General features: G+C 59.9%; 22 protein-coding genes and 4 pseudogenes. 8 read left to right on the forward strand and 18 right to left on the reverse strand.

The genetic code is table 11. The annotated features are described in order from the left end of the window. Nucleotides 1-251: pseudogene (locus QK293_RS26265) on the reverse strand (hypothetical protein); the annotation flags it as partial. 456 nt (nucleotides 252-707) lie between these two features. Here QK293_RS26265 and QK293_RS26270 point away from each other — a divergent pair. Then, nucleotides 708-821, forward strand: a pseudogene (locus QK293_RS26270) (IS110 family transposase); the annotation flags it as partial. Between the two features lie 270 nt (nucleotides 822-1,091). On the opposite strand, the gene QK293_RS26275 reads toward QK293_RS26270, so the two are convergent. The 10 genes from QK293_RS26275 to QK293_RS26320 all read right to left on the reverse strand — a co-directional run bounded on the left by QK293_RS26275 (nucleotide 1,092) and on the right by QK293_RS26320 (nucleotide 12,605). Then, the gene (locus tag QK293_RS26275) at nucleotides 1,092-1,949 is read right to left on the reverse strand and encodes an outer membrane protein OmpK (RefSeq protein WP_282382944.1); all 858 of its coding nucleotides are present in this window, start codon (nucleotides 1,947-1,949) and stop codon (nucleotides 1,092-1,094) included. A gap of 350 nt (nucleotides 1,950-2,299) precedes the next feature. Further along, the gene (locus QK293_RS26280; protein WP_282382946.1) at nucleotides 2,300-3,466 is read right to left on the reverse strand and encodes an XdhC/CoxI family protein; all 1,167 of its coding nucleotides are present in this window, start codon (nucleotides 3,464-3,466) and stop codon (nucleotides 2,300-2,302) included. 142 nt (nucleotides 3,467-3,608) lie between these two features. Next, the gene (locus QK293_RS26285) at nucleotides 3,609-4,997 is read right to left on the reverse strand and encodes an amidohydrolase family protein (RefSeq protein WP_282382949.1); all 1,389 of its coding nucleotides are present in this window, start codon (nucleotides 4,995-4,997) and stop codon (nucleotides 3,609-3,611) included. 12 nt (nucleotides 4,998-5,009) lie between these two features. Further along, entirely contained in the window at nucleotides 5,010-6,350 is a 1,341-nt protein-coding gene (locus tag QK293_RS26290; RefSeq protein WP_282382951.1) for a nucleobase:cation symporter-2 family protein, read from the reverse strand. Between the two features lie 87 nt (nucleotides 6,351-6,437). Beyond that, nucleotides 6,438-7,484, reverse strand: a complete 1,047-nt coding sequence (locus QK293_RS26295) for a GTP-binding protein (RefSeq protein ID WP_282382953.1) — start codon at nucleotides 7,482-7,484, stop codon at nucleotides 6,438-6,440. Next, entirely contained in the window at nucleotides 7,481-8,092 is a 612-nt protein-coding gene (locus QK293_RS26300) for a UbiX family flavin prenyltransferase (protein WP_282382956.1), read from the reverse strand. Before QK293_RS26300 ends, QK293_RS26295 begins: the two co-directional genes overlap by 4 nt. Next, nucleotides 8,089-9,474 carry a UbiD family decarboxylase gene (locus tag QK293_RS26305; protein ID WP_282382959.1) on the reverse strand — a complete coding sequence of 462 codons (1,386 nt, stop codon included), beginning with the start codon at nucleotides 9,472-9,474 and terminating at the stop codon, nucleotides 8,089-8,091. The genes QK293_RS26300 and QK293_RS26305 overlap by 4 nt, the downstream gene beginning before the upstream one ends. A 133-nt stretch (nucleotides 9,475-9,607) precedes the next feature. Beyond that, entirely contained in the window at nucleotides 9,608-10,513 is a 906-nt protein-coding gene (locus QK293_RS26310) for an amidohydrolase family protein (RefSeq protein WP_134418495.1), read from the reverse strand. Nucleotides 10,514-10,517: 4 nt separating this feature from the next. Then, the gene (locus QK293_RS26315) at nucleotides 10,518-11,447 is read right to left on the reverse strand and encodes an amidohydrolase family protein (RefSeq protein WP_150732737.1); all 930 of its coding nucleotides are present in this window, start codon (nucleotides 11,445-11,447) and stop codon (nucleotides 10,518-10,520) included. 267 nt (nucleotides 11,448-11,714) lie between these two features. Then, a complete protein-coding gene (locus tag QK293_RS26320; RefSeq protein ID WP_282382978.1) occupies nucleotides 11,715-12,605 on the reverse strand; it encodes a LysR substrate-binding domain-containing protein in 891 nt (296 codons plus the stop codon). Between the two features lie 118 nt (nucleotides 12,606-12,723). Between QK293_RS26320 and QK293_RS26325 the strand changes: the two genes are divergently transcribed. Genes QK293_RS26325 through QK293_RS26335 form a run of 3 tightly spaced genes read left to right on the forward strand, consistent with a single transcriptional unit; the run spans nucleotide 12,724 to nucleotide 16,346 of the window. Next, nucleotides 12,724-13,188 (forward strand): (2Fe-2S)-binding protein, encoded by a 465-nt coding sequence (locus QK293_RS26325; RefSeq protein ID WP_282382980.1) that lies wholly within the window; start codon nucleotides 12,724-12,726, stop codon nucleotides 13,186-13,188. Beyond that, nucleotides 13,188-15,401: a molybdopterin cofactor-binding domain-containing protein gene (locus QK293_RS26330; protein WP_282382985.1), complete on the forward strand. Its 2,214-nt coding sequence runs from the start codon at nucleotides 13,188-13,190 to the stop codon at nucleotides 15,399-15,401. Before QK293_RS26325 ends, QK293_RS26330 begins: the two co-directional genes overlap by 1 nt. Before the next feature lie 6 nt (nucleotides 15,402-15,407). Then, nucleotides 15,408-16,346, forward strand: coding sequence for a LysR substrate-binding domain-containing protein (locus QK293_RS26335; protein ID WP_282382988.1), 939 nt, complete (start codon nucleotides 15,408-15,410; stop codon nucleotides 16,344-16,346). A 291-nt stretch (nucleotides 16,347-16,637) separates the two neighbouring features. Here the strand turns inward: QK293_RS26335 and QK293_RS26340 are convergent, their stop codons facing one another. Continuing rightward, nucleotides 16,638-17,039, reverse strand: a complete 402-nt coding sequence (locus QK293_RS26340; RefSeq protein WP_282382990.1) for a lysozyme inhibitor LprI family protein — start codon at nucleotides 17,037-17,039, stop codon at nucleotides 16,638-16,640. Between the two features lie 60 nt (nucleotides 17,040-17,099). Beyond that, nucleotides 17,100-17,321 (reverse strand): annotated as a pseudogene (locus tag QK293_RS26345) (GFA family protein); the annotation flags it as partial. A gap of 244 nt (nucleotides 17,322-17,565) precedes the next feature. Here QK293_RS26345 and QK293_RS26350 point away from each other — a divergent pair. Continuing rightward, nucleotides 17,566-18,054: an SRPBCC family protein gene (locus QK293_RS26350; RefSeq protein ID WP_282382993.1), complete on the forward strand. Its 489-nt coding sequence runs from the start codon at nucleotides 17,566-17,568 to the stop codon at nucleotides 18,052-18,054. Between the two features lie 577 nt (nucleotides 18,055-18,631). Here the strand turns inward: QK293_RS26350 and inhA are convergent. After that, nucleotides 18,632-19,327 (reverse strand): isonitrile hydratase, encoded by a 696-nt coding sequence (gene inhA / locus QK293_RS26355; RefSeq protein WP_282382996.1) that lies wholly within the window; start codon nucleotides 19,325-19,327, stop codon nucleotides 18,632-18,634. Nucleotides 19,328-19,419: 92 nt separating this feature from the next. On the opposite strand from inhA, the gene QK293_RS26360 reads away from it, so the two are divergent. Further along, nucleotides 19,420-20,403, forward strand: a complete 984-nt coding sequence (locus tag QK293_RS26360) for a GlxA family transcriptional regulator (RefSeq protein WP_282382998.1) — start codon at nucleotides 19,420-19,422, stop codon at nucleotides 20,401-20,403. Here the strand turns inward: QK293_RS26360 and QK293_RS26365 are convergent. The 4 genes and pseudogenes from QK293_RS26365 to QK293_RS26380 form a co-directional block, all read right to left on the reverse strand. Continuing rightward, nucleotides 20,372-21,274: an alpha/beta hydrolase gene (locus tag QK293_RS26365; protein ID WP_282383000.1), complete on the reverse strand. Its 903-nt coding sequence runs from the start codon at nucleotides 21,272-21,274 to the stop codon at nucleotides 20,372-20,374. The two genes, QK293_RS26360 and QK293_RS26365, sit on opposite strands and share 32 nt — an antisense overlap. Nucleotides 21,275-21,308: 34 nt before the next feature. Then, on the reverse strand, nucleotides 21,309-21,698 hold the full coding sequence (locus QK293_RS26370) for a hypothetical protein (RefSeq protein ID WP_282383003.1): 390 nt from the start codon (nucleotides 21,696-21,698) through the stop codon (nucleotides 21,309-21,311). 175 nt (nucleotides 21,699-21,873) lie between these two features. Beyond that, nucleotides 21,874-23,700 carry a glycoside hydrolase family 15 protein gene (locus tag QK293_RS26375; protein WP_282383005.1) on the reverse strand — a complete coding sequence of 609 codons (1,827 nt, stop codon included), beginning with the start codon at nucleotides 23,698-23,700 and terminating at the stop codon, nucleotides 21,874-21,876. After that, nucleotides 23,693-23,776, reverse strand: a pseudogene (locus tag QK293_RS26380) (sugar dehydrogenase); the annotation flags it as partial. The pseudogene QK293_RS26380 and the gene QK293_RS26375, both read right to left, overlap by 8 nt. A 342-nt stretch (nucleotides 23,777-24,118) precedes the next feature. Here QK293_RS26380 and QK293_RS26385 point away from each other — a divergent pair. Both QK293_RS26385 and QK293_RS26390 read left to right on the forward strand, forming a co-directional pair. Next, the gene (locus QK293_RS26385) at nucleotides 24,119-25,291 is read left to right on the forward strand and encodes an MFS transporter (RefSeq protein ID WP_282383007.1); all 1,173 of its coding nucleotides are present in this window, start codon (nucleotides 24,119-24,121) and stop codon (nucleotides 25,289-25,291) included. A gap of 74 nt (nucleotides 25,292-25,365) precedes the next feature. Beyond that, nucleotides 25,366-26,100, forward strand: a complete 735-nt coding sequence (locus tag QK293_RS26390; RefSeq protein ID WP_282383010.1) for an alpha/beta fold hydrolase — start codon at nucleotides 25,366-25,368, stop codon at nucleotides 26,098-26,100. Nucleotides 26,101-26,179 lie beyond the last annotated feature (79 nt).

The following is a 26,179-nucleotide window of genomic DNA, read 5'->3' on the forward strand; positions in this document are numbered from 1 at the left end:
TCAAGATTAAATTCCGAAACCCCTATCTGCGTATGCAGGTAGGGGTTTTGTTTTGCCCGCAGGAAAGTGACGTGACGAAAAAGGGAAGCCGATTGACTATCCCTGGTTCCAGCAGCATCGTTGTGAAACTTCGGCAAAATGTATTCAGCGATCTGTTCAATAACTCCGGCAACCGGTCGTTCGCTACGACGCAGATGCAAGCCAATATGCTGCACACCGGCCTCTCGCAACACCTGAAGCTCATCGATCAATGCCAGCTCCCGCAGCTGCCACCGAAACGCACACGGCGCATCGGCGCATGGGGAGTGGCTGCCAGATCCAGGTGCACGAAGCTGATGTAGGGTTTATCGCCACCGACCTCCCGCCACTGCCCCACTCGACGACGATGTTCCTTTGGAGTGCCGGGGTAGGCGAGCAGCCGGATCGCTTGACTGTGTGAGTGTCAGCTTATGGCCGTTCACTGCCTGTAAGGGAGGACGGCTCTCATCGCGGACACACAGAGGAAGTACAGCTACTTATTCTAGGCAGTCAATCCAGGGATGGGCCGCCCGCTAATTGAAAGAGCGGCCTATAACCATCGCAGAAGGGGCCGAATTTTGTATTTTGTATTTTGTTTATGTGAAATAGCGATCCATAAAAATCTCGGTAAATCAATGTGATAGGTCTAAAGTCCTAGTTTTTCCCTTATCTTGGCATGATCCCGATTTCGGGTGAGGCTGATCGCGCCTCAGTTCGTCAAACCGTACGTCAAGAGCAACAAGAACGACGCCAACGATGCCGATGTAATTTGTGAGGCAATGAGCCGTTCCAGCGTCCGCTTCGCCGCCATCAAGACCATCGTACAACAAGATTTCCAGGCGACGCATGGCATCCGAGCCGTCTAAATTGAACAGCGGACGGCCAACGCTAATCAATCCGTGGTCTGGTTGCGGAGTACGGCCTCGTCGCTCCGAAAGAGTTACTGATGCTACGTCTTGGCATACCGAATTGCCGATGCGCGGAGACCCACGCACCGGTGCCGTCATTATCCATGGAGTGGATAAGTTCGATGCAACTGTCAGTGTAAGACAGTGTGCCTTCTGATGGGAGCCTTACAGATGCCATTCAAAGTTCAGAAACGGCGTATTGGCCTCGGTGCCAGATGTGTTGGAAGAGTTGTTGCCGAACTTGTTCTTCCAATATTCGTAACCCACCCCGGCAAAGAAGGTATCTTTCTTGCCGAAAGTGAGCTCGCCCACGTCCATAAGTAAGGAGGCGTGCACGAGCGTCTCGCTCACGGTGTCGTTCCCGAAGCCATCCTTGCCTTTGGGGGGGATGAAGTTGGCAAAGCCCTTGAATTTGAGCGGTACCGAACCGAGCTGGAAGGGAATGTCCCAAGCAGTTTCCAGGTAGTAAGTGTCGTTGAAGCGGATATCGTGCTCTTGGGCGAACGCTAAGCCATTATGGTTGGTCTCGGAGCGGTACATCACACTCAAGTCCCAGAAACCTGGTACGTCGAAATTGATAGTCGGGCCGATGACGAGCATGCGTTTTGCTGGCGCGAAGGTAGTGTTTTTGGTGTTCCAGTCGAGGCCACCCGATAGTGACCAGTCCCGAACGGGGCCCCATTTGAAATCCTGACCGGAAATTTTATTGAGTGAAAGTTGATGGCGATACACCGCATACACCTCGGTAGATCCGTTGTCGCCACCGGCGGCTGGATCATTTTTATCGGAAAATAGCACCTGTACGTCGAGGAAGTTGCTACCGTATTTGTATCCATCAACATGAGTGAACTCGACTATATTCTTGGCTATCGGACCATCGATACCCGGCTCAGCGAAGTGGGTGCCATACAAGTAACTAATAGAGTTGTCGCTCCAGTCGGCCGCTTGCACTGAAGTGGCCGTACTCAATAACAGAGCACTGATGGCAAAGGTCTGGTGGACAAGCAACTTTCGGTTCTGCATATTCTATTTCCTTGAGTAGTCGTCCATTTCGGCTAAAGGGACTGTTTTTTATATTTGCCGAGGAAATCTCGCAGTTGTACAAATAGTCTGAGTAGGTTAACAACCCCATTCCCTACTCGAATTCAGAACGTATTCATCACTATCACAGCTTGGAAAACTCTGAAAACGCCGGCTTTTATGAAGTCACTGGCCTGTAATGTGCTTAATTACTTGGGCACTTTTTAGGGTATGGATTTTTTCAGACCATCCTTAGTTACTCGACTCACCCTTACGCTGGGCAAGACGATGGAACGATGCAGGCAAGAGCAGCTTCACGTGATTGCGGTCTTTTGATCTTCATTGAAACCACCTCAATTAACCGCTGCCGCCACCTCAAACTTTTCACACACCAACAAATCCACTTGATGAATTGGTTTGCTCCGGTGCTTCAGCATCCCGCCGTTACGCTGATTCAACGCTGCCATCATCTCCGCCAGAATCGAGAGCGCCACGCTTTCGGGCGCATCGCCGCCAAGGTCCAGGCCCATGGGGTAGTGCAGTTGTTGCAACGCATTCAGGACCGGAATGTGTTGGTGAATGTCGGTCAACAATCGCTCGGTCCGCTCTCGGGGGCCGAGTTGGCCGATGTAGGCCGGTGCGTCTTGCAGCAATTGGCCGAGCCAGTGACGGTCCTGTCGGTAGCTGTGAGTCATGACGGCCACCGCTGCCCCCTCGATCAACGGTCCGAGGACGAAGGGGGGGCCGAGGTTCGCGACGATTACCGCATCTGCCTGCGGAAAGCGTTCAGGTCGGGCAAAATGGCTGCGGCTGTCGATCACGCTGACATGCCAGTTCAACAACTTGGCCATGCGTACCAGTGGTTGGGCGTCGTGGCCGGCACCGAAGATCACCAGGCGCGGCGGCGGGGCGATGTACTCGAAGAATACTTCGACTTCGCCACGGGCGTCGGTGTAGAGCCGCAAGGAGGATTTTTTCTCGCTGAGTGTCTTGTGCAGGTCGTTGTGGATGGCCTGTTCCAGAACAGGGTGTCGAAGGCTGGCAGCGGCGTTCGATATCACCCGATCACCGACTCGAACCAATGCGTTGCGTGAGGTGGCAATGATGGTCGCCATGGCCGCAGGCTGCTGACGATCACGTACCTGGCGTAGCAGCTCAACGGCGGCTGAGGGCGTTTTCACCCGTAGGCGTTCGAGCATGACGAACACCGTGCCATTGCAGCCGAGGCCGAAAGTCAGGGCGCTTTGTTCATCGTCTTCATCCTCGGTGGCGCCGGTGCTGTAGCGGCGCACGACTGGTTCGCCGGTGTCGGTCAGCCACCAGGCTTTTTTGGCTAGGTCCTGTTCCAGGCAACCGCCGCTGACGGTGCCGATGGTGCGGCCGTGGAGGGGAATGAGCATGCGTGCGCCGGGGCGGCGGTAGGCTGAGCCTTCGACCTTGACCACGGTGGCGAGGATGGTTTCTTCGCCCTGACCGGCGGCGGTTTCGATGGCTTGCAGCAGATCATTTACGCCGGACATGTAATCTCATCCTCAGTCTAATTCCTGCGCAAGACACAAGCGGGCTTGCCCGCGATGACGGCGGAACATTCAACATCTCTGTTGCCTGACACACCGCTATCGCGGTCAAGCCCGCTCCCACAGGGGGTGTATTGGGGGGTGGTTAGTCATGCACGTTCATTAACTGCCGCACCCCGTCCCACGCCTCGGCGCGTATTTGCGCCAAATCCAGCCCCGGTATAACGCCGTCATCGACCACCACGCGGCCACCGACGAGGCTGTACCTCACGGTAATCGGTTCACCCGCTACCACCGGCGCCACGGCGACGTCGTGGAAGCCGAAGAACCGTGGATGATCTAGGCCATAGATCACCAGATCCGCCGCCTGACCGACTTCCAGCGTCCCAACCGCACCGAGCCCCAACACCTGCGCGCCACCGGCCGTCCCCCAATGGATCACGTCTTCGGCGGTGGTGGCCGAAGCCCCTTGCTCCGCTCGATGAATCAGCCACGCCGTGTGCGCTTCACCGACCATACTCCCTGATTCGTTGGACGCCACGCCATCCACCCCGAGGGAAATCGGTACGCCAGCCTCGTACATCTGCGGCACCGGAGCCACGCCGCTGCCCAACCGCGCGTTGCTCACCGGGCAATGAGAAATGCCGGTGCCGGTTTGCGCGAGCATGCGGATTTCCCCCGGTTGCAGATGCACCGCGTGGGCGAACCACACGTCCGGGCCGAGCCATTCGTGTTCGGCGACGAATTCCACCGGCAGGCAGTTGTATTTCTCGCGGCAGAAGTTGACGTAGTTCTGCGTCTCCGAGAGGTGGGTGTGCAACCGCAACCCAAGGCCGCGGGCGGTGTGGGCCAGTTCCCGCAGTAAGGTGGGTGGCAGCGAGAAGGTCGGTGTCGTCGGCGCCACCACCACTCGACGCATCGCATCGGGGCTGTCCTGGTGGTACAGCGATTTGAGCCGTTCGATGTCACCGACCATTTGGTCCAGCGTCTCCGGTTGCAGCGCGGTTTTGGAGAATCCCGGGTGAGCGCTGGCCGATTCCAGCGCACCACCCCGGCACAGTACAAAACGCATGCCGAACTCATCGGCCACGTCGAACAGCAAATCACCGGTTTCGGTAGTGCCGTTAGCATGGTAGAGATAGTGGTGGTCGGCGCAGGTCGTCACCCCGGACAACAGCAACTCGGCCATGCCCAACCGTGCGGCGATCTGCGCCAATTGCGGAGTAAAACGGTTGAGGCGCGGGTAGGGCACGCTGGCCAGCCAGCCTTGCAAGTCTTGGTTCAACCCTTCCGGCACGGCTTTGAGCAGGTTCTGGAACAGGTGATGGTGGGTGTTGATCCAGCCCGGGTAGACCACCGAGTTGCGTGCGTCGATCACCCGTTCACCGGGTTGCGCTACGAGGTCCGCAGCCATTTCCGAGATGCGACCGTTGACGATGCGAATGTCCACGCTACCTGCCCGGGCACGCGGGCCGCGCAAACCGGTCATCACCGCCACCGGGTTTTTGATCAGTATGTTTTGAAGTTGAGTCATGGGCTTCTCCAGTCAGAGGCTGTGGGAGGCAGGCTTGGTGGCCGCACTGTCGGGAACGCTGACGCCGTTGAGCGCCGCGTTAAGCAGCACTGACACCAGGCAGGCGATCACCACGCTGCTGTGCAGGAACGGCTGGGACCACTCGGGCATTTGCTTGAACAGGGCCGGCGCGAGTACCGGCACCAGAGCCGCGGCAATGGTGAAACCGACGATCAGCACGTTGTAGCGGTTGCGCTCGTAATCGACCTTGGCCAGGGTTTGAATTCCGGCTGCCGCGACCACGCCGAACATGGCAATCCCGGCACCGCCGAGGGCGGCAGTCGGCATCGACGCGATGATCGCCCCGGCTTTGGGCACCAGTGCCATGGAACACATCATCAGCCCGCTGATTGCCACCACCCAGCGACTGCGCACTCCGGTCAGAATCACCAGCCCAACGTTTTCCATGAAGGCAATGAACGGAAACGCCGCGAACATCCCGGCGATGGTGCTCGCCAGTCCGTTTGCCCGCAGGCCGTTGATCACCTGTTTCTCCTCCACCGGTTTGTCGACGATGTCGCCGATGGCCACGAACAGGCCCATGGACTCGACCATCTGCACGATCATCACCACCACCATGGTCGCAATCGGGATCAGGCTGAAGGTCGGCAGGCCGAAATAAAACGGGTAGGGCACGGTGAGCCAGGGTGACCCCTGCACGCTGTGAAAACTGCCCATGCCCAGACCGTAAGCCAATGCGGCGCCGACCAGCATGCCGACCAATACAGCCATATTGCGCATCATCGGGTTGCCATAGCGGTTGACCAGAAGAATGGTCGCGAGCACCACGGCGGCGACGGCAAGGTACGCCGGCGCCCCGAAATTACTGGCGTTGCGGCCACCACCGATCCATTCATAGGCAATCGGGAACAGCTGCAAACCGATCACGGTGACGATGCAGCCGGTGACCACCGGTGGAAAGTACCGGCGCAATCGGCCCACGAACGGCGCGACGAGCATCGTAAAGATCCCCGCGCCGATCACCGCCCCGCAGACCCCGGCGAATCCAACCTCCGGATTAGTGCCGATGGCGATGACCGGGCCAACACTGCTGAACGCCACGCCCTGCAAGATCGGCAAACGCACGCCGAATTTCCAGAAGCCGACGGTTTGTAAAAGCGTGGCGATGCCCGAGCAGAACAGTGTGGTGCTGATCAGCACCACGGTGTCGGCTTGGGACATTTTCAACGCGCTGGCGACAATCAACGGCACGGCGATGGCGCCGATGTACGAGACGGCCATGTGTTGCAGGCCGAGGGTGAGCATTTGTCGGATCGGCAGAATCTGGTCTACCGGGTGCACGGCTGAAGTCATGGCGAAACTCCTCTTGCTGTTTTTTGTTGTAGAGAGGGATACCCGTTCAGTGTGCCCGGAGCCGCCATCCACCGGCCCCGGAGCCGTTTAGCCTGCCAGGCAGGCGGCAAAGCCATGGTTCAACGCCGCGCGGTCCAGGTCGCGGCCAATGAACACGATCTTGCTGGAGCGCGGTTCGGCGCCCCATGAAGTGGACGCGCGAAACTCGACCAGGCTGTGCACGCCTTGCAGCACGTAGCGCTGATCCTGGCCCGCGACCGCCAGCACGCCTTTCATGCGATAGAGGTTGTCGGCCTGTTCGGTGCGCAGTTTGCTGATCCAGCGGTGGAAGTCACCCAGATTCACCGCACCGTCCACGGCGATGCCGACTGACGACACGCTCGGGTCGTGGTCATGATCCAGATCGTCATGCTCGTGATGATGTTCATCGGCGTGATGGTCATGCTCAGAGCCAATCTCCATCAGCTTCTGAGTCGACTCAAAGGCACCGATGCCGAGGATCTTCGACAGGTCGATCTCGGCGTAGCTGGACGTCACCAGCTCTGCCGTGGCGTTCAATCCACGAATTTTGTCGCACAGGGCCGCCACTTCCGCGGCACTGACCAGATCGACCTTGTTGATGACGATGCGGTCAGCGCAGACGATCTGATCCACCGCCTGGTTATCGACGCCATCCAGTTGCAGGTCTTCCAGATGTTGAGCGATGTGCTTGGCATCGACCATGGTGACGATGGCGTCCAGTTCCACTTCATCGGCAATCGGGTCGTTGATAAAGAAGCTCTGCGCCACCGGGTACGGATCGGCCAAACCACTGGTCTCGATCAAGATGTGATCCAGCCGCACCGGGCGCGCCACCAGTTCGCGGACGATGCGCACCAGGTCCTCTCGAACCTCGGCGGTGCAGCACACGCAGCCGTTGACCATCTCGTAGATTTCTTCGGTCTCAGAGCTGAGCACCAGGTCGCCGTCGATGCCGACTTCACCGAACTCGTTTTCGATCACGGCGATTTTGCGGCCGTGGTTTTCCTTGAGGATGTAGTTGAGCAGGGTGGTTTTGCCGGCGCCGAGAAATCCTGTGAGGATGGTCACCGGGATCTTGCGGTTCGGGGTCGGGGCGTTGAATGGGCTGTTCATGCGAGCTCCTTCATGGTTGCGGAATGGCCGGTGGCCGATGGGCTGGGTTCACCCCAGCGCAGCGCGGTCCCGGCGTCGAGGCCGAACAGGTCGAGGACACGGCCGAGGCTGTGATCGACCATTTGCGAAAGGTTTTGCGGGCGGGCGTAGAAGGCCGGCACCGGTGGCGCGATGATCCCGCCCATTTCGGTGACGGCGGTCATGTTGCGCAGGTGGGCGAGGGTCAGCGGCGTTTCCCGGGCCATCAACACCAAGGTCCGGCGTTCTTTCAATGTGACGTCGGCAGCGCGACCGATCAGCCCCGAGGAGGAGCCGGTGGCAATCTCCGCCAACGTGCGCATGGAGCACGGCGCGACCACCATGCCCAGGCAACGGAACGAACCGCTGGCGATCCCGGCAGCCACGTCGTCAGCCCGGTGGTAGTGGCTGGCCAGCGCGGTGACGTCCGCCAGTTTGTAGTCAGTTTCATGGGCCATGGTCAGCAGCGCGGCGCGGCTGATGATCAGGTGGCTTTCGATGTTCAGCTCAGCCAGCAACTCCAGCAGGCGCACGCCGTAGATGAAGCCCGACGCGCCGCTGATGCCGACCACCATGCGCTGGCGGTTCATGATTGAACGCTCTTCAGCAGATTGCGCGCCCGCTCGACCACGTCTTGATCCAACTGCGCCTTGATCCCGTCGAATCCCGAGCCTCGCGTGGCATCCAGGCCCATGCGCGAGGTGGTGCCGTTGACCGAGGACGACGGATCGAGCGGACTGCCGGGCAAACCGTCGATGACGAAAATATCCTGATGCGGCTGAAAGTGTGTGGCCAATGCCCACAGCACCTGGCTGTCGTCGCTGATGTCAATGTCGCTGTCCACCGCGATCACGGTTTTCAGGTACGGGTCCCAGCCGAGCAGGGCGAGCATGATCTGCCGTGCCTCGCCGTCGCGGCTTTGATCCAGCGCCACGTAGCAATGAAAGTGCGTGCCGGAGTTCGGGTAGTGCACGGCGGTGACGGCGGGGAAACGTGCCTTGAGTTTTTCGCTCATCTCCGCTTCCCGTGGCAGCCGCGCCAGAGTCAGGTGTTCGGCGTACCGTCCGCCGACCACGTCCACCAGCCAAGCGTCCTTGCGCCGCATGAGGGTGTCGACGCGCAGCACATTGTTGGTTGAACGGTCCGAGGAATAGCCGCTGAACTCGCCGAACGGACCTTCCTCGGCATAGGCCGTCGGGTCGATGGCGCCTTCCAGCACAAACTCCGCGTAGGCCGGCACGCCGATGCCATAGCGCGGAGTCTTGACCAGTTCCAGCGGTGCGCCAAATAGGCCGCCAGCCACCGCGCGTTCATCACTGCCAAACGGCAAGCGTGCCGCTGCCGCGAGCATGAACAGCGGATGCGCGCCGACCACCATCGCCACGCGCAATTCTTCGCCGCGCTCGCGAGCGGTTTGCAGCATGCGCCACAAGTGACCGCGTGAATGCAGGCTGGTGGCGAGGGTCTGCCGGGCATGGCGCATCGAACGGTGATAGCTCATGTTGGCGATGCCGGTGACCGGGTCCTCGGCAATGATGATTGCGTTGGTGATGTACGGCCCGCGATCGCTGTCGAAGTGCTTGAGCATCGGCAGCAGCGCGAGGTCCACGGCTTCGCCTTCAAAAATCTCGTCGAGTACCGGGCCGGTTTCGACGTATCGCGGTGGAATCGGGTGGTTGGCACGGGCCTGGAAAGTTTCGTGCAACTGTGCCGGGCTGACACCGAAGATCCGTGCGATACGGGTCCGGGAAGCGAACAGATTGGTAGCGACTTGCACACCGAGGCTGCCAACCTTCTCGCAGATCAGCAGCGGGTCGCGACCTTGGGTGGCCAGGGCATCGACCAGGGCGGTGACGTCCTGATCGGCCGACAGCGATTGGTGAACGGTCAGCACATCGTCCGGGTATTGTCGGCGATAGGCGTCGATGAAATCGTGGAAGTCCTGGGTATCGCCGAGCGTAGAGAGGGTCATGGTTTCACCTCGTAAAAAGCAGGCGCGCAGGGCTGAGGGCGACGTTCGATCGACAAGCCGTTGGCCTGCCGGTCGATCGAACTCCGGTTCATCTGTACGCCTGTAAAGTCGCTGTGCTCTGGTTTTAAAACGTTTAGAGGTAGGTCGTGGTCAGACGAATGTCCGCCTCGATCAGGTCCTTGGGTGGCGGTGTCGGTTCGATACCGCACAACCGGGCAATGTTGTTGCCCAGGTAATCCTCAAGGTGATCCTCATCAATCCCCAGGCCTTGCGGCGCTGGCGAACACAGGACTTCGAGTTCGCGCAACCACATGCCCGGTTCGTTCGGCGGCGAGTCGGTGCCGAAGACGATTTTGTTGCGCGGCAGTTCCTTGGCGAACTCGACGATCCGCGACTGGAAGCACCAGCCGGATTCGCAGTACACGTTCGGCGTGTCCATGGCCATCCAGAACGCTTCGAACGAGTAGTTGCCGCCGGTCTGGATACCGAAGTGGCCGATGATGAAGTTGACCATCGGGAACTCGCGGATGATCGGGTAGAACATCGTCGGGATGGTGTACGGGCCATCACCGGTGTGGATCAACACCACGATGTTGTACTTGGCGCAGACTTTCATCGCCGGGCGCAGCCAATCGAGTGCGCGGTCCGGGCGATAGCCGTGCATGTTGGCGTGCAGCTTGAGCATCTTGAAACCGTATTCCTTGATGTGGAATTCCAGCTCGGCCGCACCGTTTTCCGGTCCCCAGCGTGGATTGAAGTTGAAGTTGCCGATGAAGCGATCCGGGTACTTCATGCACAGCTCGGCGATGTACGACATGTAGTCGCGCACGCCTTCGCGGCCCCGTCGGTTGCCGTCGCGATAACCGGTGTTGCCCGGTGGCGGCTGGATGAAGCCCATGTCGATGCGGCGCGGTTTGCCGTTGATCATGTACGGGCCGTCCATCAGCTTGAGCATGCGCTCGCCGGTAAACGGTTCGCCGGTGTGGCGCCAGGCCTCGTCGACCAGGTTAGTGGGGTGCAGGTGGGTGTCGATAATCATCGGTTTAGCTCCTGGCCAATTGTGTGGTGACAGGGCGCTTGAGCTGCGCCTCGGCTTCGGACACGGAACGTGGCGGCGGGGTCGGTTCGAGGCCGATCATCCGTGCGGTGTTGTTGCCCAGGTATTCTTCGAGGGTGTCCTCGTCGAGGTTCAGGCCTTGGGGCGGCTCATGACAGAGCACTTCCAGCAGGCGCAGCCACATGCCCGGTTCGTTTGGCGGGGTGTCGGTGCCGAACAGGATCTTGTGGGTCGGCAGGACCTTGGCGAACTCGACGATCCGCGATTGCAGGCACCAGCCCGATTCGCAGTAAACGTTGGGCAATTCCATCGCCCATTGCATTGGCTCGAACACATAGACGCCACCGGTCTGCACCCCGAAGTGCGCCATGATGAAATCGACGTTGGGGAATTCCTTGATCATCGGCACCCATTCCGACGGGATGCTGTAAGGCCCGTCGCCGGTGTGCAACTTGACCGGGATACCCAGCTCAGCGCATTTCTCGAAGGCCGGGCGGACCCAGTCCAGCGCACGGTCCGGGCGATAGGCGTGCATGTTGGCCTGCATCTGGACCATCTTGAAGCCGTGTTCCTTGACGTAACGCTCAATCGCCTCGACACCGTTTTCCACGCCGCAGCGCGGGTTGTAGACGAAGCAGCCAATGAATCGATCCGGGTAGGTCTGGACCATCTTCAGCGTGTAAGCCATGTAGGCATCGATGGATTCGCGTCCGCTGAGGTCGCCGTCGGTCCAGGTGTAGATGGTGTTGCCTTGTGGCGGCTGGATGAAGGCTTTGTCGATGCGGCGAGGTTTGCCGTTGACCATGTACGGGCCATCCATCATCTCCAGCAGACGCTCGCCGGTGAACGGGTCACCGTCATGCCTCCAGGCGAGGTCCACCAGGTCGGTGGGATAGCAACTGATATCGATGATCATTGAAGTCGATCTCCTGATAGCGGGGAAGGGAACCTTGCGGTTCACAGCAGCCACGTCCCGGGTAATCGGCCATTTCTATGCGCACTGCTGCGCATTCCCTCGCCTGGTCGCATCCGGCTCGGGACGCTGGCTGCTTGGGAGGAAGTATTGGAAGGGGGGATCGGGTTCGTACAATATTAATTGGGCGGGGTGTTGATATGTGTTCGATATGGGGCAGGGTTTGGTGGTGGATGTGCCGGCGCCATCACGAGCTTGTTCACGATGGCGTCAGTCCAGTGTTTGCCGAGCCAACTGGCGGATCACTTCAACCACCGGCGCCACCCGCTCGGCCTGCCCTGGTGGCCACACGGCGTAGAGGTTGTAATGCGCGGGAATCTGCGCGTCGTTCAGCTCCACCAAACGCCCCGCGCGCAACGCATCCGCCGCGAGCAAACCGCGCACCAGCCCCGCGCCAACTCCGGCTTCGGCCGCTGCAATCAGGTTGGCCGCATTATCGAAAACCACCCGCGCATTCGGCTCGGTCGACGCCATTGCGGCTGCATCCAGCCAGGGAATCCACGAGCGCCGCGTATACCCCAGCAGCGGTAATTCCAGCACCTGCGCCGGCGTGATCGGCACCTGCAATCCATAGCGCTCAAGCAACGCAGGTGAAGCCACCGCAGTCACTCGATCACCACAGATCTGCGTCATCTCGCAGTCTTCCCAATCGCCATACCCGTAGCGCAACGCCAGGTCTACGCGCTCGAACGAACTGCGATCCGACCGCGGCATCGACAGCAATACCACTTCATGGTCAGGCAACAAATCGAGCAGTTCCGGTAGCCGTGGATTGAGCCAGCTCTGGGCCAATTCACTGTCGACATCAAGGGTCAGCCGTTGCGCGACGCTGCGGTTTTTCACCGAGGACAGCGCCCGGTCAATCTGCGCCAGGCCGTCGGACAGCACGCTGGCAAACAATTGCCCGGCATCGGTCAGGTTACTGCCGCCACCTTCGCGTACGAACAGCGGCTGGCCGATGAAGTCTTCCAGGCTGCGGATCTGCTGGCTGATAGCGCTGTGAGTCAGGTCGAGTTTGCGCGCGGCACTGGAGAAGCTTCCGCTGCGCGCGGCCTGGATGAATGCACTCATGGACTGCACTGACGGGTATCGCTTGTACATGCTGTTAGTCCTACTTACACAGGATGGCAGAAATCGTCGCTGGCCCGTTTTTGCGCGGACTCCCAATAATCGGCGACCAGGCCTGCACAAAGACGGGCCGCTCTCTTGGAGCCTGACAATGATCGAATTCACGGTAAACGGCGAACGACACGAGCTGGTAGAGCCATCGCCCTCCATGCCCTTGTTATGGGTGTTGCGAGACCACTTGAAACTCACCGGCACCAAGTTCGGTTGCGGCATGGGCCTGTGCGGTGCCTGCACCGTGCACCTGGACGGTGTCGCGATACGTTCCTGCCAACTGCCGGTCGCCGCCGTGGCGGGGCACAGCATCACCACCATCGAAGGCTTGTCACCCACCGAACAGCATCCGCTGCAACTGGCCTGGGTTGCCGAAGATGTCCCGCAATGCGGTTACTGTCAATCCGGGCAGATCATGTCCGCGGCCGCGTTGCTCAACACCGGTGCGACAATCACCGATGACTCGATCCGCAACGCCATGTCCGGCAACGTGTGCCGCTGCGGCACTTACGGGCGAATCAATAAAGCCATCAAGCGCGCAGCTGCTGCGCCGAAGGAGGCGTGATGACGTTTATCGACGACACACAGATCGAACTGCCGCGCCGTCTCTTTCTCAAGCAGGCTGCCACGGTTGCCAGCGGCCTGGCAATTGCGTTTTATCTGCCCTCAGGCATAGCCGCGACGGACCCGAAAGCACCTGCGCCTGCGGGTGAATTCGAGCCCAACGCCTGGGTTCGGGTATTGCCCGACGGCACGGTGAAACTGGTGGTGCACAAACACGATTCCGGCACCGGCACCCACACCGCATTGGCCGCTTGCGTGGCCGAGGAACTGGACGTCAACCCGATGACCGTGCAGGTGATATCGCCGGAAAATCCATTCTTTGAAACCTATATTCACCCGATATGGAAAGTCTTCTCGACGGGTGGTAGCACCAGTGTTTCGCTGGAATACGATCGCCTGCGGATGGCCGGTGCCACGGCGCGCGCACTGCTGATCACTGCGGCGGCCAAGCAATGGAAAGTCAGTCCCGACAGTTGCACAACCGAAGAGGGCCGGGTGGTGCATTCCGCCAGCAAACGCAGCCTGGGTTACGGTGAGCTGGTGAGTGTTGCCGCGAAATTGCCAGCACCGGCCAAGGTCACTCTGAAGGACCCGGCGCAGTTCAAATACATCGGTAAGTTGCGGCATAAACGGGATGCAGCGGCCAAGGTTTGCGGGCGCTTCAAGTACAGCATCGACGTGGTGTTACCGCAGATGCTGGTGGCGGTGATTCAACGCACACCAGTGGTCGACGCGAAAGTGCTGGCGGTGGATTCCAGCGCCGCGTTGCAGGTGCCGGGAGTACGCAAGGTGATCGCGATTCCGGGCCGGCCCGACGTACTCGGTGGTAACCAGGAAGGCGTCGCCGTCCTGGCCGATAACTACTGGGCCGCCCATCAGGGTCGCGAGTTATTGAACGTGCAATGGAGCGACTCGCCCCTCGCCGGGTTCGATAGCGATCAACTGGCAACGGCGCAAGCAGCGGCCATCGACGACAAGGCTGCGCAACGGGTGTCCGCGATGGCGGCGGGGGATGTCGCCGCGCAATGGCCGAAAGCCGCGAAGCTGCTCGAAGCCGATTACCTCATGCCGTACAAGGTGCAGAACCCGCTGGAACCGATCTGCATCACCGCCGAGGTGAAGAATAACGCCATCACCTACTGGGGCGGCGTTCAGGTGCCATCTTCGGCGCTGGAGGCTGCGCAAAAGGTGTGCAAGATCGCCAAGGATAAGGTCACCATCAATGAGTTGGTGTCCGGCGGCAGTTTCGGGGCGCGGGAGGCCAAGTACTGGTTGTTCGAAGTGGCATACCTGGCGCAGGAGGCCAAGGTGCCAGTCAAGTTGATGAACAGCCGTGAAGACGAAATGCGATCGCTGTTCATGCACCCGGCGACTCTGCATCGAATCAAAGGTGCGCTGGATGCTCAGGGCAAACTCACGGCGTTGAAACTTGACGCGGTCTCACCGGCTTCGCCGGAACAGTGGGAACCAGGCTATTTCGAACGCCCCGACCACATGGACTACAGCACCACCGAAGCCATCACCGCGTGGGATTTTGCCTATCGCCCGGCGAATCTGGACCTGGTCTGGGTCAAGCATGAAAGCAACGTGCCCAGCGGCTGGTATCGCTCGGTGAGCTTCATTCCCAACGTGTTCGCCGTGGAAAGCTTCATGGATGAACTGGCCCACGGTGCTGGGCAGGATCCATTGGCCTTTCGCCTGGCCAACATGCACGGTCGCCCTCGGCACGTCGCGGTGCTCAAAAGCGCCGCCGAACGCGCCGGTTGGGGCCAGCCGCTGCCGGAAGGCACAGCATTGGGGATTGCTACCAATCAGGGTTACACCAGCTTCATCGCGGTGGTCGCCAGGCTTTCGAAAAAGGACGGTGTGATCAAGGTCGATAAGCTCACCTGCGTGGTCGATTGCGGCCTGGCCGTGTCGCCGGGCGGTGTCGAAGAGCAGATCTACGGCGGCCTGATGTGGGGCCTCGGTCACGCGCTGTTCGACCGTATGGACATCAAACAGGGCAGGGTGGTGCAGAGCAACTTCCATGACTATCGGGTGACCCGCATGTCTGACATGCCGGCGGTGGACATCCTGGTGCTGGACGGTGAGCCGAGCAAACCCGGCGGCGTCGGTGAGCTGGGCAGCCCGTCGGTGGCCCCGGCCATCGCAAATGCACTGTTCAGCCTGATCGGAGTGCGCCAGCGCTCGACGCCACTGACCCTGGGGTAAGCCGTCATGGACCTGCGATTGCTGCGGTATTTCATGGCCGTTGCTGAAGAGCTGCACTTTGGCCGGGCTGCCACGCGTCTGCACATCTGTCAGCCGCCGCTGAGCCAGCAGATTCGTCTGCTGGAAGAGGAACTGGGTACGCCGCTTTTCGAGCGCAGCCATCACCGGGTCGAGCTGACGGCGGCTGGACAGATGCTCAAGGAACAGGCGCCGCTGGTGTTCGAACAACTGAACCGCGCGCTAGACCTGACTCGTCAGACCGGTCGAGGTCAGTTGGGCGAGCTGGAAATCGGCATGATCAGTTCGGTGATGGTTGGCGTGCTGCCGCGGGCCTTACACCTCTTCCGCGAGCGCTATCCTCAGGTGTCCTGGCGTCTGCATGAAATGACGCCGGCGGCACAGGTCATGGCGTTGAAGGAGAAACGCATCGATGCCTGTGTGTTCCGGGTCGGCTATGACGATCTGCAGTTGCGCAATGAACTGTTGATCTACGAGCCGATTCGCGTGGTCATGCCTGTCGACCATCCCTTGGCACGGCGCGAAAGCCTGGCGCCGGCGGACCTGGCACAGGAGCCTTTTGTGGCGCTGGAACTCAAGCAGTCGCGGTTTGCCGATTTTCTCTTTCAGTGCTGCATCAAGGCCGGGTTTACCCCGCAAATTCGCCAGCAGGTGATCGAGGTTCAAACCTTGCTCAGCTTGGTGCGGGCTGGTTTCGGCGTGGCGTTGTTGCCAGCGTCCATCGAGCAGATGGCGCCAGCCGGGCTGGTGTTCCGCCGCCTGACCCCAGCATTGCCGGAAGTGCCGCTGTACGCCACTTACCGCGCAGACGATGACTCGCCGGTGCTCAAACTGTTTCTCGATACACTGCGCGAACTAGTCCTGGAAGAACGCGGTGGCCGCCCCTCAACGATCTCCCAGGAGCTGCCGAAGGCTGCGATCTTTTGATCTTGCCCTAAACCTCCCAGCCTCTCCTCGCCCTGCTGCGGCTGCCGCATTCAGACTGATAACCCGAGCAGCCCGGCAATCGCAAGACGATGCGGTCGCACGAAGCTTTAGAACCAGCTGGCCGGGACGTTTAACGATGTGGCGATTTTTGATCCCGAGAGCATGAAGCAGATTGGCAGCATCAAGTTTCCGGGTAGGGATATGGCGATCACGACTGCGCAACTATTTGTTCGGTAGCTGCGGCGCCTGAGCTGACGCCTTCGCGAGCAGGCCCTTAAAGGCACCGAATCATCAAGCACCGGGCACCGGGCAACTCAAATCCCCCTCCTGACACTTCAGATAATTCTTGAAAGTCTCAACCCGCGCCTTGGTCAATTCAGTAACGCAGCTGCTGTAGATCAGCGCAAACACACTCCCGCCTTCCATACCGGCGCTCGAGAACTTGCACTCGGCATCCCGAAACGCAACCCACGAACGCTGCGCCCCGATCAGCAGTTTTTTGCTTTCGGGGTTGCTCTTTAAACGCGCATTGATCTGCTGGTAAAGCGTATTTAACTCCTTATCCGCCGCCTTGTGCTGCTGCGCCACGCACTGATTCATCGCGGCCTGATCGGCGGCGTTGTCGCAGTCCACAGCATAAGCAGCGGTGGTGAACAGCAGAGGCGTCAGCGCCAGAAAAAAAAGTGGGTGCATGGGGAGTCTCGTTGTGACGTGGAAAGTTGAGGTGCAGTGTAACGCTATGTATTGGCCTGGCTACGCCTGCCATTCAGGGTGATTTTCGATCGGCTCGTAGTTGAGCCACGGCACATCAAGTGACGTCCAGATATGGGCCTGCGGCGTCATTTTCGGGTCATCGTCCAGTGTTGCCACACGAACAATGACGTGGGGTTGGGCCAAGCGCTCAGCCATCAAATGTGAACCGCAGACCGAACAGAAATGCCGAAGCTTGCCCGGCGACGATTCATAGCTGCTCAGATGGGGCCATGAAGGCTATTCATGATGTTTCCCTGAGGGCATGAGTGAGTGTGGGGCTAATATTCTTGTCTGGTTTGCAAACGTTACCAGCTTCAGCCCGCTGACTCTTGTCTTCAAACCGTTGCTCAGGGGCAGAAAGGCAGCCGAACATTTCCTACTGGGTTGATTGCGATACCCGATTGATACAACTTTAGGGTTGGTCTTGTGGTCTTACAGGCCTACTGTTCAGTACAGGAGGTGACTTATGAATCCAGCATCAGATCGCATCGAAAGGAAGATCCTGCTCAAAACGCCGCGTTCGCAGGTCTGGCGCGTGCTGGCCAATGCCGAAGCCTTCGGGCAGTGGTTTGGCGTGGCGCTGGAAGGCAAGCGTTTTGTCGCCGGTGAATGGACCCAGGGGCAGATTACATATCCCGGATATGAGCACCTGCTGTGGAATGTGCTGGTGGAGCGAGTCGAGCCGGAACGGGTGTTTTCGTTTCGCTGGCACCCGTATGCGATTGAGCCCGAAATCGATTACTCCCAGGAGCCCACCACGCTGGTGAAGTTCGAGCTCGAAGACATGGATGAAGGCACGTTGCTCAAGGTCACCGAGTCCGGTTTCGATCACATTCCTCAGACGCGCCGGCTCAAGGCGTTCCGCATGGACAGCCGCGGTTGGGATGAACAGATGAACAACATCGAAGAGTTTCTCAAAGTCAGTGCCAAGGAACGCGAGCGCCAGGAAGAGTGATGGCTGCAAGTTCGAACCCAATTCCGACTTATGCTGCCGAAGGTCAACTGCAGGCCGCTGAGCTCGAGGCCTCTATGCTTGATGCCTGACCTGTCTAAGGGTTTTCGGAAGGCTGGCTATAGCGAATGTCTTACACGCGATGGTAGCTATGTCGTCTATTGCACATTGGATCCGAAGCGTAATCTAGCCTTATCAACCGAAGCACAGGAAGTGCTCGGGATCACGGATGATCGACCATAAGCAAGGAATCGCTACCGACAGGGAGTCGTAATGGTCTTGGAAAAACCCGCTTCGGCGGGTTTTTTTTCGCCTGCTGAAATTCGCTTCAGGACCCGAGTAGCCGAAGGCTTACACCCGCTGACGGGTATGTCGTCTTTTGATGCGGCACCGATGTGTTTAATCTGGATTTATCAACTGAGTCGCAGGATGCACTCAGGATCACGGCTGATCGACCATAGGCCCGGATGGCTGCTGACAGGATGTCGCAATGGTCTTGAGAAACCCGCTTAGGCGGGTTTTTTTGTGGGCGATGGAAAGTCCTCGATGCAGCCGGGCGCTGGCAGCACCGAGGAACGGATCAACGTACTGACGCCCGATCAAGTTTCGCCGCAACACGCTCGGTAATTTCTGAGCGCAGTTTCAACGATCCGGCAGCACGTTTCCGTGCTTCCTCCAGCACGCTGACCGGTGCTGTCTCAGGACTGCCCGACGCAAACGGCGGTGCTGGGGCATATTCCAGCTGCAACTGCACCAGCTCTGCCGTGTCCTTATCGAACAACTCCGCGGCCAGCGTCAGAGCAAAATCGATGCCCGCCGTGATCCCGCCACCGGTCAGCAGATTACCGTCGCGCACCACTCGATCCTTCACCGGGATCGCACCCAAAGGCGCCAGCAATTGGTGATAGGCCCAGTGAGTGGTGGCGCGCTTGCCTTTCAACAGACCCGCCGCGCCGAGCACCAGCGCGCCGGTGCAGACCGACGTGATGTAACGCGCGTTGGCGGCCTGAGCCTTGATGAAAGCCAGTGTCTGTTCATCCTCCATCAATGGCCCGACGCCGCTGCCGCCGGGGATGCAGATCACATCCAGCGGCGGGCAATCGTCGAACGTGGTGGTCGGTTTCAGCACCAGGCCCGTGCTCGCGGTGACCGGCATCAGGTCCTTCCAGATCAAATGCACCTTCACGTTCGGCAGCGAGGCCAGTACGTCGTAAGGGCCGGTGAGGTCCAGTTGCTGAACCTGTGGAAACAACAGAAAACCGATCTGCAACGTCATGGCATTTTTCTCATGAAATGGGGGTAGACGACTTCACTGTAGGCTCGTAGGATTTGGCGTATACGCCAATAACCCCACGAATTACGCCAATCATGCCGAAAACCATTCACGTACTCGCCTTTGCCAATGTGCAATTGCTCGACGTCACCGGGCCATTGCAGGTGTTCGCCTCGGCCAACGATATTGCTCGCCAGAAAGGCTTGCTGCCGCCTTACGCGCCGACGGTGATTACCAGCGGCGGCGGGGCGGTAAAGTCGTCGGCGGGGTTGGTGCTGTTAACCGAACCGTTGCCCGAGGGGGGGAGTGACACGTTGATCATTGCCGGTGGCTGGGGTGTTTACGACGCGGCGCAAGACCCACCGTTGGTGGCTTGGGTGCGTGAACATGCGGCGGGGTGTCGGCGGGTATCGTCGGTGTGCACCGGGGCATTTTTGCTGGCGGCCAGCGGCTGGCTCGATGGCCGGCGGGTGGTCACTCACTGGACCCGTTGCGAGCAGTTGGCGCAGAAACATCCGCTATTGCGGGTCGAACCCAATCCTATTTTCATCAATGACGGCCCGGTCTGGACCTCGGCCGGGGTCACCGCCGGCATCGACCTTGCGCTGGCGATGGTTGAAGAAGATCTTGGCCGCACGATGGCCCTGGAAGTCGCCCGGCAACTGGTGGTGTTCCTGAAACGGCCCGGCGGCCAGGCGCAGTTCAGCGTGACCCTCTCTTTGCAAAAGGAGGGCAACCGTTTCGACGAACTTCACGCCTGGATCAGTGAAAACCTCACCAAGGATCTGGGCATCCCGACCCTGGCCTTGCAGGCGGGCATGAGCGAACGCAGCTTCGTGCGCCACTACCGCGCCGACACCGGCCAGACGCCAGCGCGGGCCATCGAACTGATTCGGGTCGAGACCGCCCGACGCTTGCTCAGCGACACCGGAGTGCCGATCAAGCGGGTGGCGGTGCAATGTGGATTCGGTAGCGAAGAGACGCTTCGGCGCAGTTTTCTGCGGGCCATGGGCGTGACCCCGCAGGCCTATCGCGAGCGTTTCAGCGTCAGCCCTCCAGCAGATCCAGTAACGCTCTGACCGTTGCCTCCGGCGCCTCTTCGGGAATGTTATGCCCGACGCCCACCAGCACTCTCCGCTCATAACGCTCGGTGAAATGGGCGATGTCTTCGTCTAACTCCGGTGCCGGTCCGACGCCATCGTCGGCCCCGCACAGGGAAATCGTCGGTACGCTGATCGGCGGCTGTCGGGTCAGCGCTTCTTCGATCCACTCCAGTGCCGGGTCGCCGGGCGCGTACATGAACCGATGGCGGTAGGAGTGAATCACCACTTCGACGAAATCCGGATTATCGAAAGCCGGTGCGCTTAACGGATACAACTCAGGGCCTTTGCTCCAGGTGGGTGACCACAACGTCCAGAGCAATTCGCACAAGGCTCGGCGATTTGTCGTCAGGCCTTCGACGCCGCGTGGTGTGTGGAAGTAGTACTGATACCAGAGGCGGTGCTCGGTTTGCGGGTCCAGCGGTTCGGTGGAATGGGGAATGTTCTGAAGGTTGTAACCGTCGCCGGTCACCAGGCAACGAACCCGCTCAGGCCATAGCGCCGCCACGATGCACGCCGCCCGACCGCCCCAGTCGTAGCCGCACAGGGCGGCTTGTTGAATGGCGAGGCCGTCCATCAAATCCAGCAAATCCTGGGCGAGCGCGGCTTGTTGTCCGGAGCGCAGGGTGTCGTGGTTGTTGAAACGGGTCGGGCCGTAACCGCGCAGGTAGGGGACGATGACGCGGTAGCCCTTTGCGGCGAGGGCTGGGGCGATTTCGTCGTAGGCGCGCGGGGAGTAGGGGAAGCCGTGGAGGAGGATGACGGGGTCGCCGGTGGTGGGGCCGTGTTCTTCGTAGGCGAGAGACAAACTTGGAGTTTTGGTGAAGTGGATCAGCGCTTCAGTGTTCATTCGATTCTCCAGAGAGGTTGTTCTTGCCGACTTCCTAGACTTCGATTTCCGCCACCTGATTGAAGTACTTCGACCGATCCGGCGTAAACGTCACCACCATTTTTGTCCGCGAACAGGTCAACGCCCGTTCTTCACTCAGATCGATATCCAGATCGTCCCCGCGCAACCCCTGCCACTGAGCTAGGTATTTGAGGGATCCGTATTTTTCGAGTTTCTTCAGGCTACGGCTGGCACCCCCTTTCCAGCCCAGCACCGGCAGTTCGCCGGCAAGGCATCGTTGGGCGAGCTCGGGAAAGCGGGCGGCGCGTTGGCGGCCGATCTCCCAGCATTTGATCAGGCCTTTGTCGTGGGCTTCCCACAATTCGTCGCGGTTCAGGCCGGACCTGAGTGAGGTGTCAATGCTGCGGTGGATGCGCTGGGTCATTCTGGTTCCTTGAATTCGGGTTTTGTTGGACAGCTCCGCTGTACCCGTTGACGGTGGATGGTAGGGGTGGAGGTAACGGCTGGCAACAAAGGATTTTCGGGGGGGGATGCGGACTTTGTTTATGAAATGTAAGGTTTTGGCCTACACAAAACCTGTGGCAAGGGGCGACTCGGTCTCAAGGCTGCCAGTAATTCTTCTCCCCACTCAGTTTTCGATCCAGAAAACTGGCCGCACTGATCAGCGCCAAATGCGTCAGCGCTTGCGGCGTATTCCCCAGATGCCGCGCATGGCTGTCGAACTCTTCGGCGTACAACCCCAGCGGGTTCGCATACCTCAGCAACTGTTCAAATTCCAGATGAGCCTTTTCCACCTTGCCGGCGCGGGCCAGGCATTCGACGTACCAGAACGAGCACGCGGCGAATGCGCCTTCGGTGCCGTCGAGGCCATCGATCCGGGTGTCGTCATTGCGATAGCGGTAAACCATTCCATCGCGCACCAGATTCTTTTCGATAGCGTCGAGGGTCGCGAGCCAGCGCGGGTCCTTGGCACTGACGAAGCGCACCAGCGGCATCAGCAGCATTGAGCCATCAAGCGCGGTGTCGCCGATGTGCTGGACGAAGTGCCCGCGTTCTTCGTTCCAGAAGTTTTCCCAGATGTCAGCGTAGATCGCCTGTCGGGTCTGGTCCCAGCGGGCGAACGGGGCGGGCAGCGAGCGTTTGGAGGCGAGGCGAATGGCCCGGTCCAATGCGACCCAGCACATCAGTCGCGAGTGCAGGAAGTGATGTTGTTCGCCGCGCATTTCCCAAATGCCAACGTCCTTTTGCTCCCAGGTTTCGCAGACTTGATTGACCACTTGCACTGCGTGTTTCCAGCCTTCATGGGAAATGGCGTCGCCGTATTTGTTGACCAGGTACACCGCGTCCATCAGCTCGCCGAAGATATCGAGCTGGACCTGTTCGTAAGCCTGATTGCCGATGCGCACCGGTGTCGCACCGCCATGGCCGGACAGGTGCGAGAGTTCGGATTCCGGCAGTTCCTGACGGCCATCGATGGCGTAGAGAATGTTGAGTTTCATCGGCTTGCCGTGGCAATCACTGACTCTGCCACGTAGCCAGCGCATGTAATCGTTGGCTTCGTGAACGAAACCCAGGCGCATGAACGCGTAAACCGTGAACGAGGCGTCGCGGATCCACGTGTAGCGGTAGTCCCAGTTGCGCTCGCCGCCAGGCGTTTCCGGCAGGCCGAAGGTCGCGGCGGCGAGGATTGCGCCATGCTTGCGCGAGGTCAGCAGCTTCAGCGCCAGGGCCGAACGATTGACCATTTCCCGCCAGCGGCCGCGGTAGGTGGACTGGCCGATCCAGTCGCGCCAGAACTTCAGGGTACGTTCCAGGCATATCGCGGCGGCACCTTTCTTGAACCGCGGGTCGTCGATACCGCCCAGCATGAATTCGGCGCTCTGGTCCTGTTCAAGGGTGAACTCTGCGACCGCCGCATGGCCATCTATGCGTAAAACCTGGTCCGAAGACAGGCGCAGGGACGGCTGACCGGCGGCCTCGAAGGTCACGTCCTTTTCATCCATGCGTGCGCGGGTCTTGGCGCGAGCGTAGTCATGACGCACGGCGCAGCGCATGTGAAACGTTGCCTGGCCACTGACCACGCGAACCCGGCGCATCAGCACCGACGTGTCATCTTCGCTGTCGCCAATGGGCAGCAGGTCGGTGACTTCGACGACTGCGCGGTCGCTGAGCCATCGGGTTTGCAGCACATTGGTGTCGGGCAGGTAAATCTGTTCGCGGCGAGCGTCGGGTAAATCCGGGGACAGTTGGAAAATCCCGGCCTCAGGCGTGTCCAGCAGCGAACAGAAGATCGACGGGCTGTCGAATTCGGGCCAGCAGAAAAAATCCACGCTGCCCTTGTCATTGACCAGTGCCGCGCTGCGCATGTCGCCGATGATGCCATGGGCATCGATAGCGCTTTGTTTTTCGGGATGATGATCAGCCATTGCCACGAAACTCCGGATAAAGGCTCATGCAGCCGTCGATGAACAGGGTGGTACCGACGATGTAGTCGGAGGCGTCGAGAGTTTGTGCAAATAACTATTCGATGCCTGCTTCTTTGGATACGTCGGCGCCAATGCCCGATCTGGCACCCGTGATCAGGGCGACCTGTTGGTCGAGGGAAATCTGCATGAAGGTTAAAGACTTGAGTCGAGGGCTTACCTAGCTGACTGGTTTGAGCGGCAGAGAGTTCATTTGTGACTGCGCTGGCCCCTTCGCGAGCAAGCTCGCTCCCACAAGGTTTGCGTAAATCAGTGGGAGCGAGCCTGCTCGCGATGGGCCTTCACATTCAACCAACAATTAGCCGCTTTCCCCTCGCTCAGCGTTTATGGCAACTTGCACGCCCTTGTTGAGACCCGAACCATGGCCAACCCCTACCGCGAACTATTCAACGCCCCAGGCAGCAGGGCCTTTGTGATGGCCGGCATGATCGCGCGCATGCCGATTTCCATGACCGGCATCGGCTTGATCACCATGCTCTCTCAATTGCAGGGTGGCTACGGATTGGCCGGTGCGGTGGCGGCGACGTTTGCCCTGGCCACGGCATTTTTCGCGCCGCAGGTTTCGCGGCTGGTGGACCGTTTCGGGCAGCACCGGATCTTGCCGGTATCGGCACTGATCGGTGGCGGGGCGTTGTTGCTGGTGTTGCTTTGCACTCGCTTGCAGGCGCCGCAGTGGACGTTGTTTGTGTTCGCAGCGCTGGCCGGTTGCATGCCGAGCATGTCGGCGATGGTGCGGGCGCGCTGGACCGAGGTGTATCGCGGCCAGCCAGAATTGCAAACCGCCTATGCGCTGGAGTCGGTGCTGGACGAAGTCTGCTTTATTGTCGGGCCGCCCTTGTCGGTAGGGTTGTGCGTGGTGGCGTTCCCCGAAGCGGGGCCGTTGGCGGCGTTGCTGATGCTGGCGATTGGGGTCACGGCGTTTGTGCTGCAACGTGACACCGAGCCGGCGGTTCATCCTCATGAAGACCATCATCAGGGCTCGATCATTCGTTCCGGCGAGATTCAGTTGCTGATGCTGTTGATGGTCGCCATGGGTACCATCGTCGGCGTGGTGGACATGGTCAGCGTGGCGTTCGCCCAGCAGCAGGGCCAGCCGGCGGCGGCGAGCATTGTGTTGTCGGTGTATGCCATCGGCTCGTGCCTGGCCGGGCTGGCGTTCGGGGCATTGCGCTCGAAACTGCCGCTGCCGCGACTGTTTCTTTACGGCGGGGTGGCGACGGCGGTGACCACGTTGCCGTTGCTGCTGGCGACGAACATTCTCGGGCTGTCGCTGGCAGTGTTTGTCGCCGGGTTGTTCTTTGCGCCGACGCTGATTGTGGCGATGGCATTGGTGGAGCGCATCGTGCCGCCGGCCAAACTCACTGAAGGCCTGACCTGGCTGGTGACCGGGTTGAGCATTGGCGTGGCGGTCGGCGCAGGCAGTTCCGGGTGGCTGGTGGATGCGTTCGGGGCGCGTAGCGGGTTCTGGGTGGCGATTGTGGCTGGCGCCGTGGTGCTGGGTTCGGCAGTCCAAAGCTTCCGCCACTTGAAATGATGATTTACCTGTTCGACTAATTCCCCTCGGCGCTCACCCGTTCTTCTATACAGACAACTTTCGAGGTAAGCCCGGTGACCCAGCTGACATTGCTCTGCCTGCCCTATTCGGGCGCGAGCGCCATGGTCTACAGCCGCTGGCGACGCAAACTACCGGAGTGGCTCAAGCTGCAACCCGTGGAACTTCCGGGGCGTGGCGCCCGGTTTGGCGAACCCTTGCACACCGACATGCGACGCTTGGCGCTGCAACTCGCGCAGGAACAAAAAGCCACGCTCAAGACGCCGTACGCGCTGTTCGGTCATAGCCTTGGCGCGTTGCTGGCCTGTGAGATGGCCCATGCGTTTCGCTCGCTTGGCTGCGCGGAACCGGTGGCGCTGTTCGCCTCGGGCACCGCCGCACCGACCCTGCGTGCCGACTACGATCGCGGTTTCGCCGAGCCCAGAACCGATGCCGAATTGATCGAGCAATTGCGCACCCTCAACGGCACCAGCGAGGAAGTGTTGGCCAACGAAGAGCTGATGAGCCTGACGCTGCCAGTGCTGCGCGCGGACTTTCTATTGTGCGGACGTTTCGAACCGCAGCAACGGCCGTTGCTCACGTGCCCGATCCATGTGCTCGGCGGCAAGGCTGACCGTGCCACCACCGAACAGTTGATCGGCTGGCGTAAGGAAACCCACGGCAGCTTTTCGGTGGACATGCTCGCTGGCGGTCACTTTTTTATCCATAAGCACGAGACCAAGGTGTTGCGGGTGATCAAGGATCAACTTGAGGTTCATCATCGGCGGCATGCCATGGCCACCAGCGCCTGACCCAATACCTGTGGGAGCGAGCTTGCTCGCTCCCACATCTATGGTTACCCCCTTTTCTGCAATACTGTTTTTGATGCGT

Source organism: Pseudomonas sp. AL03, assembly GCF_029960815.1.
Lineage (GTDB): Bacteria > Pseudomonadota > Gammaproteobacteria > Pseudomonadales > Pseudomonadaceae > Aquipseudomonas.

What these genes read in the sequence shown, in the direction of transcription:
- QK293_RS26275 (WP_282382944.1), bottom strand. Translation starts at nt 1,949, where the DNA reads ATGCAGAACCGAAAGTTGCTTGTCCACCAGACCTTTGCCATCAGTGCT.
- QK293_RS26280 (WP_282382946.1), bottom strand. Translation starts at nt 3,466, where the DNA reads ATGTCCGGCGTAAATGATCTGCTGCAAGCCATCGAAACCGCCGCCGGT.
- QK293_RS26285 (WP_282382949.1), bottom strand. Translation starts at nt 4,997, where the DNA reads ATGACTCAACTTCAAAACATACTGATCAAAAACCCGGTGGCGGTGATG.
- QK293_RS26290 (WP_282382951.1), bottom strand. Translation starts at nt 6,350, where the DNA reads ATGACTTCAGCCGTGCACCCGGTAGACCAGATTCTGCCGATCCGACAA.
- QK293_RS26295 (WP_282382953.1), bottom strand. Translation starts at nt 7,484, where the DNA reads ATGAACAGCCCATTCAACGCCCCGACCCCGAACCGCAAGATCCCGGTG.
- QK293_RS26300 (WP_282382956.1), bottom strand. Translation starts at nt 8,092, where the DNA reads ATGAACCGCCAGCGCATGGTGGTCGGCATCAGCGGCGCGTCGGGCTTC.
- QK293_RS26305 (WP_282382959.1), bottom strand. Translation starts at nt 9,474, where the DNA reads ATGACCCTCTCTACGCTCGGCGATACCCAGGACTTCCACGATTTCATC.
- QK293_RS26310 (WP_134418495.1), bottom strand. Translation starts at nt 10,513, where the DNA reads ATGATTATCGACACCCACCTGCACCCCACTAACCTGGTCGACGAGGCC.
- QK293_RS26315 (WP_150732737.1), bottom strand. Translation starts at nt 11,447, where the DNA reads ATGATCATCGATATCAGTTGCTATCCCACCGACCTGGTGGACCTCGCC.
- QK293_RS26320 (WP_282382978.1), bottom strand. Translation starts at nt 12,605, where the DNA reads ATGTACAAGCGATACCCGTCAGTGCAGTCCATGAGTGCATTCATCCAG.
- QK293_RS26325 (WP_282382980.1), top strand. Translation starts at nt 12,724, where the DNA reads ATGATCGAATTCACGGTAAACGGCGAACGACACGAGCTGGTAGAGCCA.
- QK293_RS26330 (WP_282382985.1), top strand. Translation starts at nt 13,188, where the DNA reads ATGACGTTTATCGACGACACACAGATCGAACTGCCGCGCCGTCTCTTT.
- QK293_RS26335 (WP_282382988.1), top strand. Translation starts at nt 15,408, where the DNA reads ATGGACCTGCGATTGCTGCGGTATTTCATGGCCGTTGCTGAAGAGCTG.
- QK293_RS26340 (WP_282382990.1), bottom strand. Translation starts at nt 17,039, where the DNA reads ATGCACCCACTTTTTTTTCTGGCGCTGACGCCTCTGCTGTTCACCACC.
- QK293_RS26350 (WP_282382993.1), top strand. Translation starts at nt 17,566, where the DNA reads ATGAATCCAGCATCAGATCGCATCGAAAGGAAGATCCTGCTCAAAACG.
- inhA (WP_282382996.1), bottom strand. Translation starts at nt 19,327, where the DNA reads ATGACGTTGCAGATCGGTTTTCTGTTGTTTCCACAGGTTCAGCAACTG.
- QK293_RS26360 (WP_282382998.1), top strand. Translation starts at nt 19,420, where the DNA reads ATGCCGAAAACCATTCACGTACTCGCCTTTGCCAATGTGCAATTGCTC.
- QK293_RS26365 (WP_282383000.1), bottom strand. Translation starts at nt 21,274, where the DNA reads ATGAACACTGAAGCGCTGATCCACTTCACCAAAACTCCAAGTTTGTCT.
- QK293_RS26370 (WP_282383003.1), bottom strand. Translation starts at nt 21,698, where the DNA reads ATGACCCAGCGCATCCACCGCAGCATTGACACCTCACTCAGGTCCGGC.
- QK293_RS26375 (WP_282383005.1), bottom strand. Translation starts at nt 23,700, where the DNA reads ATGGCTGATCATCATCCCGAAAAACAAAGCGCTATCGATGCCCATGGC.
- QK293_RS26385 (WP_282383007.1), top strand. Translation starts at nt 24,119, where the DNA reads ATGGCCAACCCCTACCGCGAACTATTCAACGCCCCAGGCAGCAGGGCC.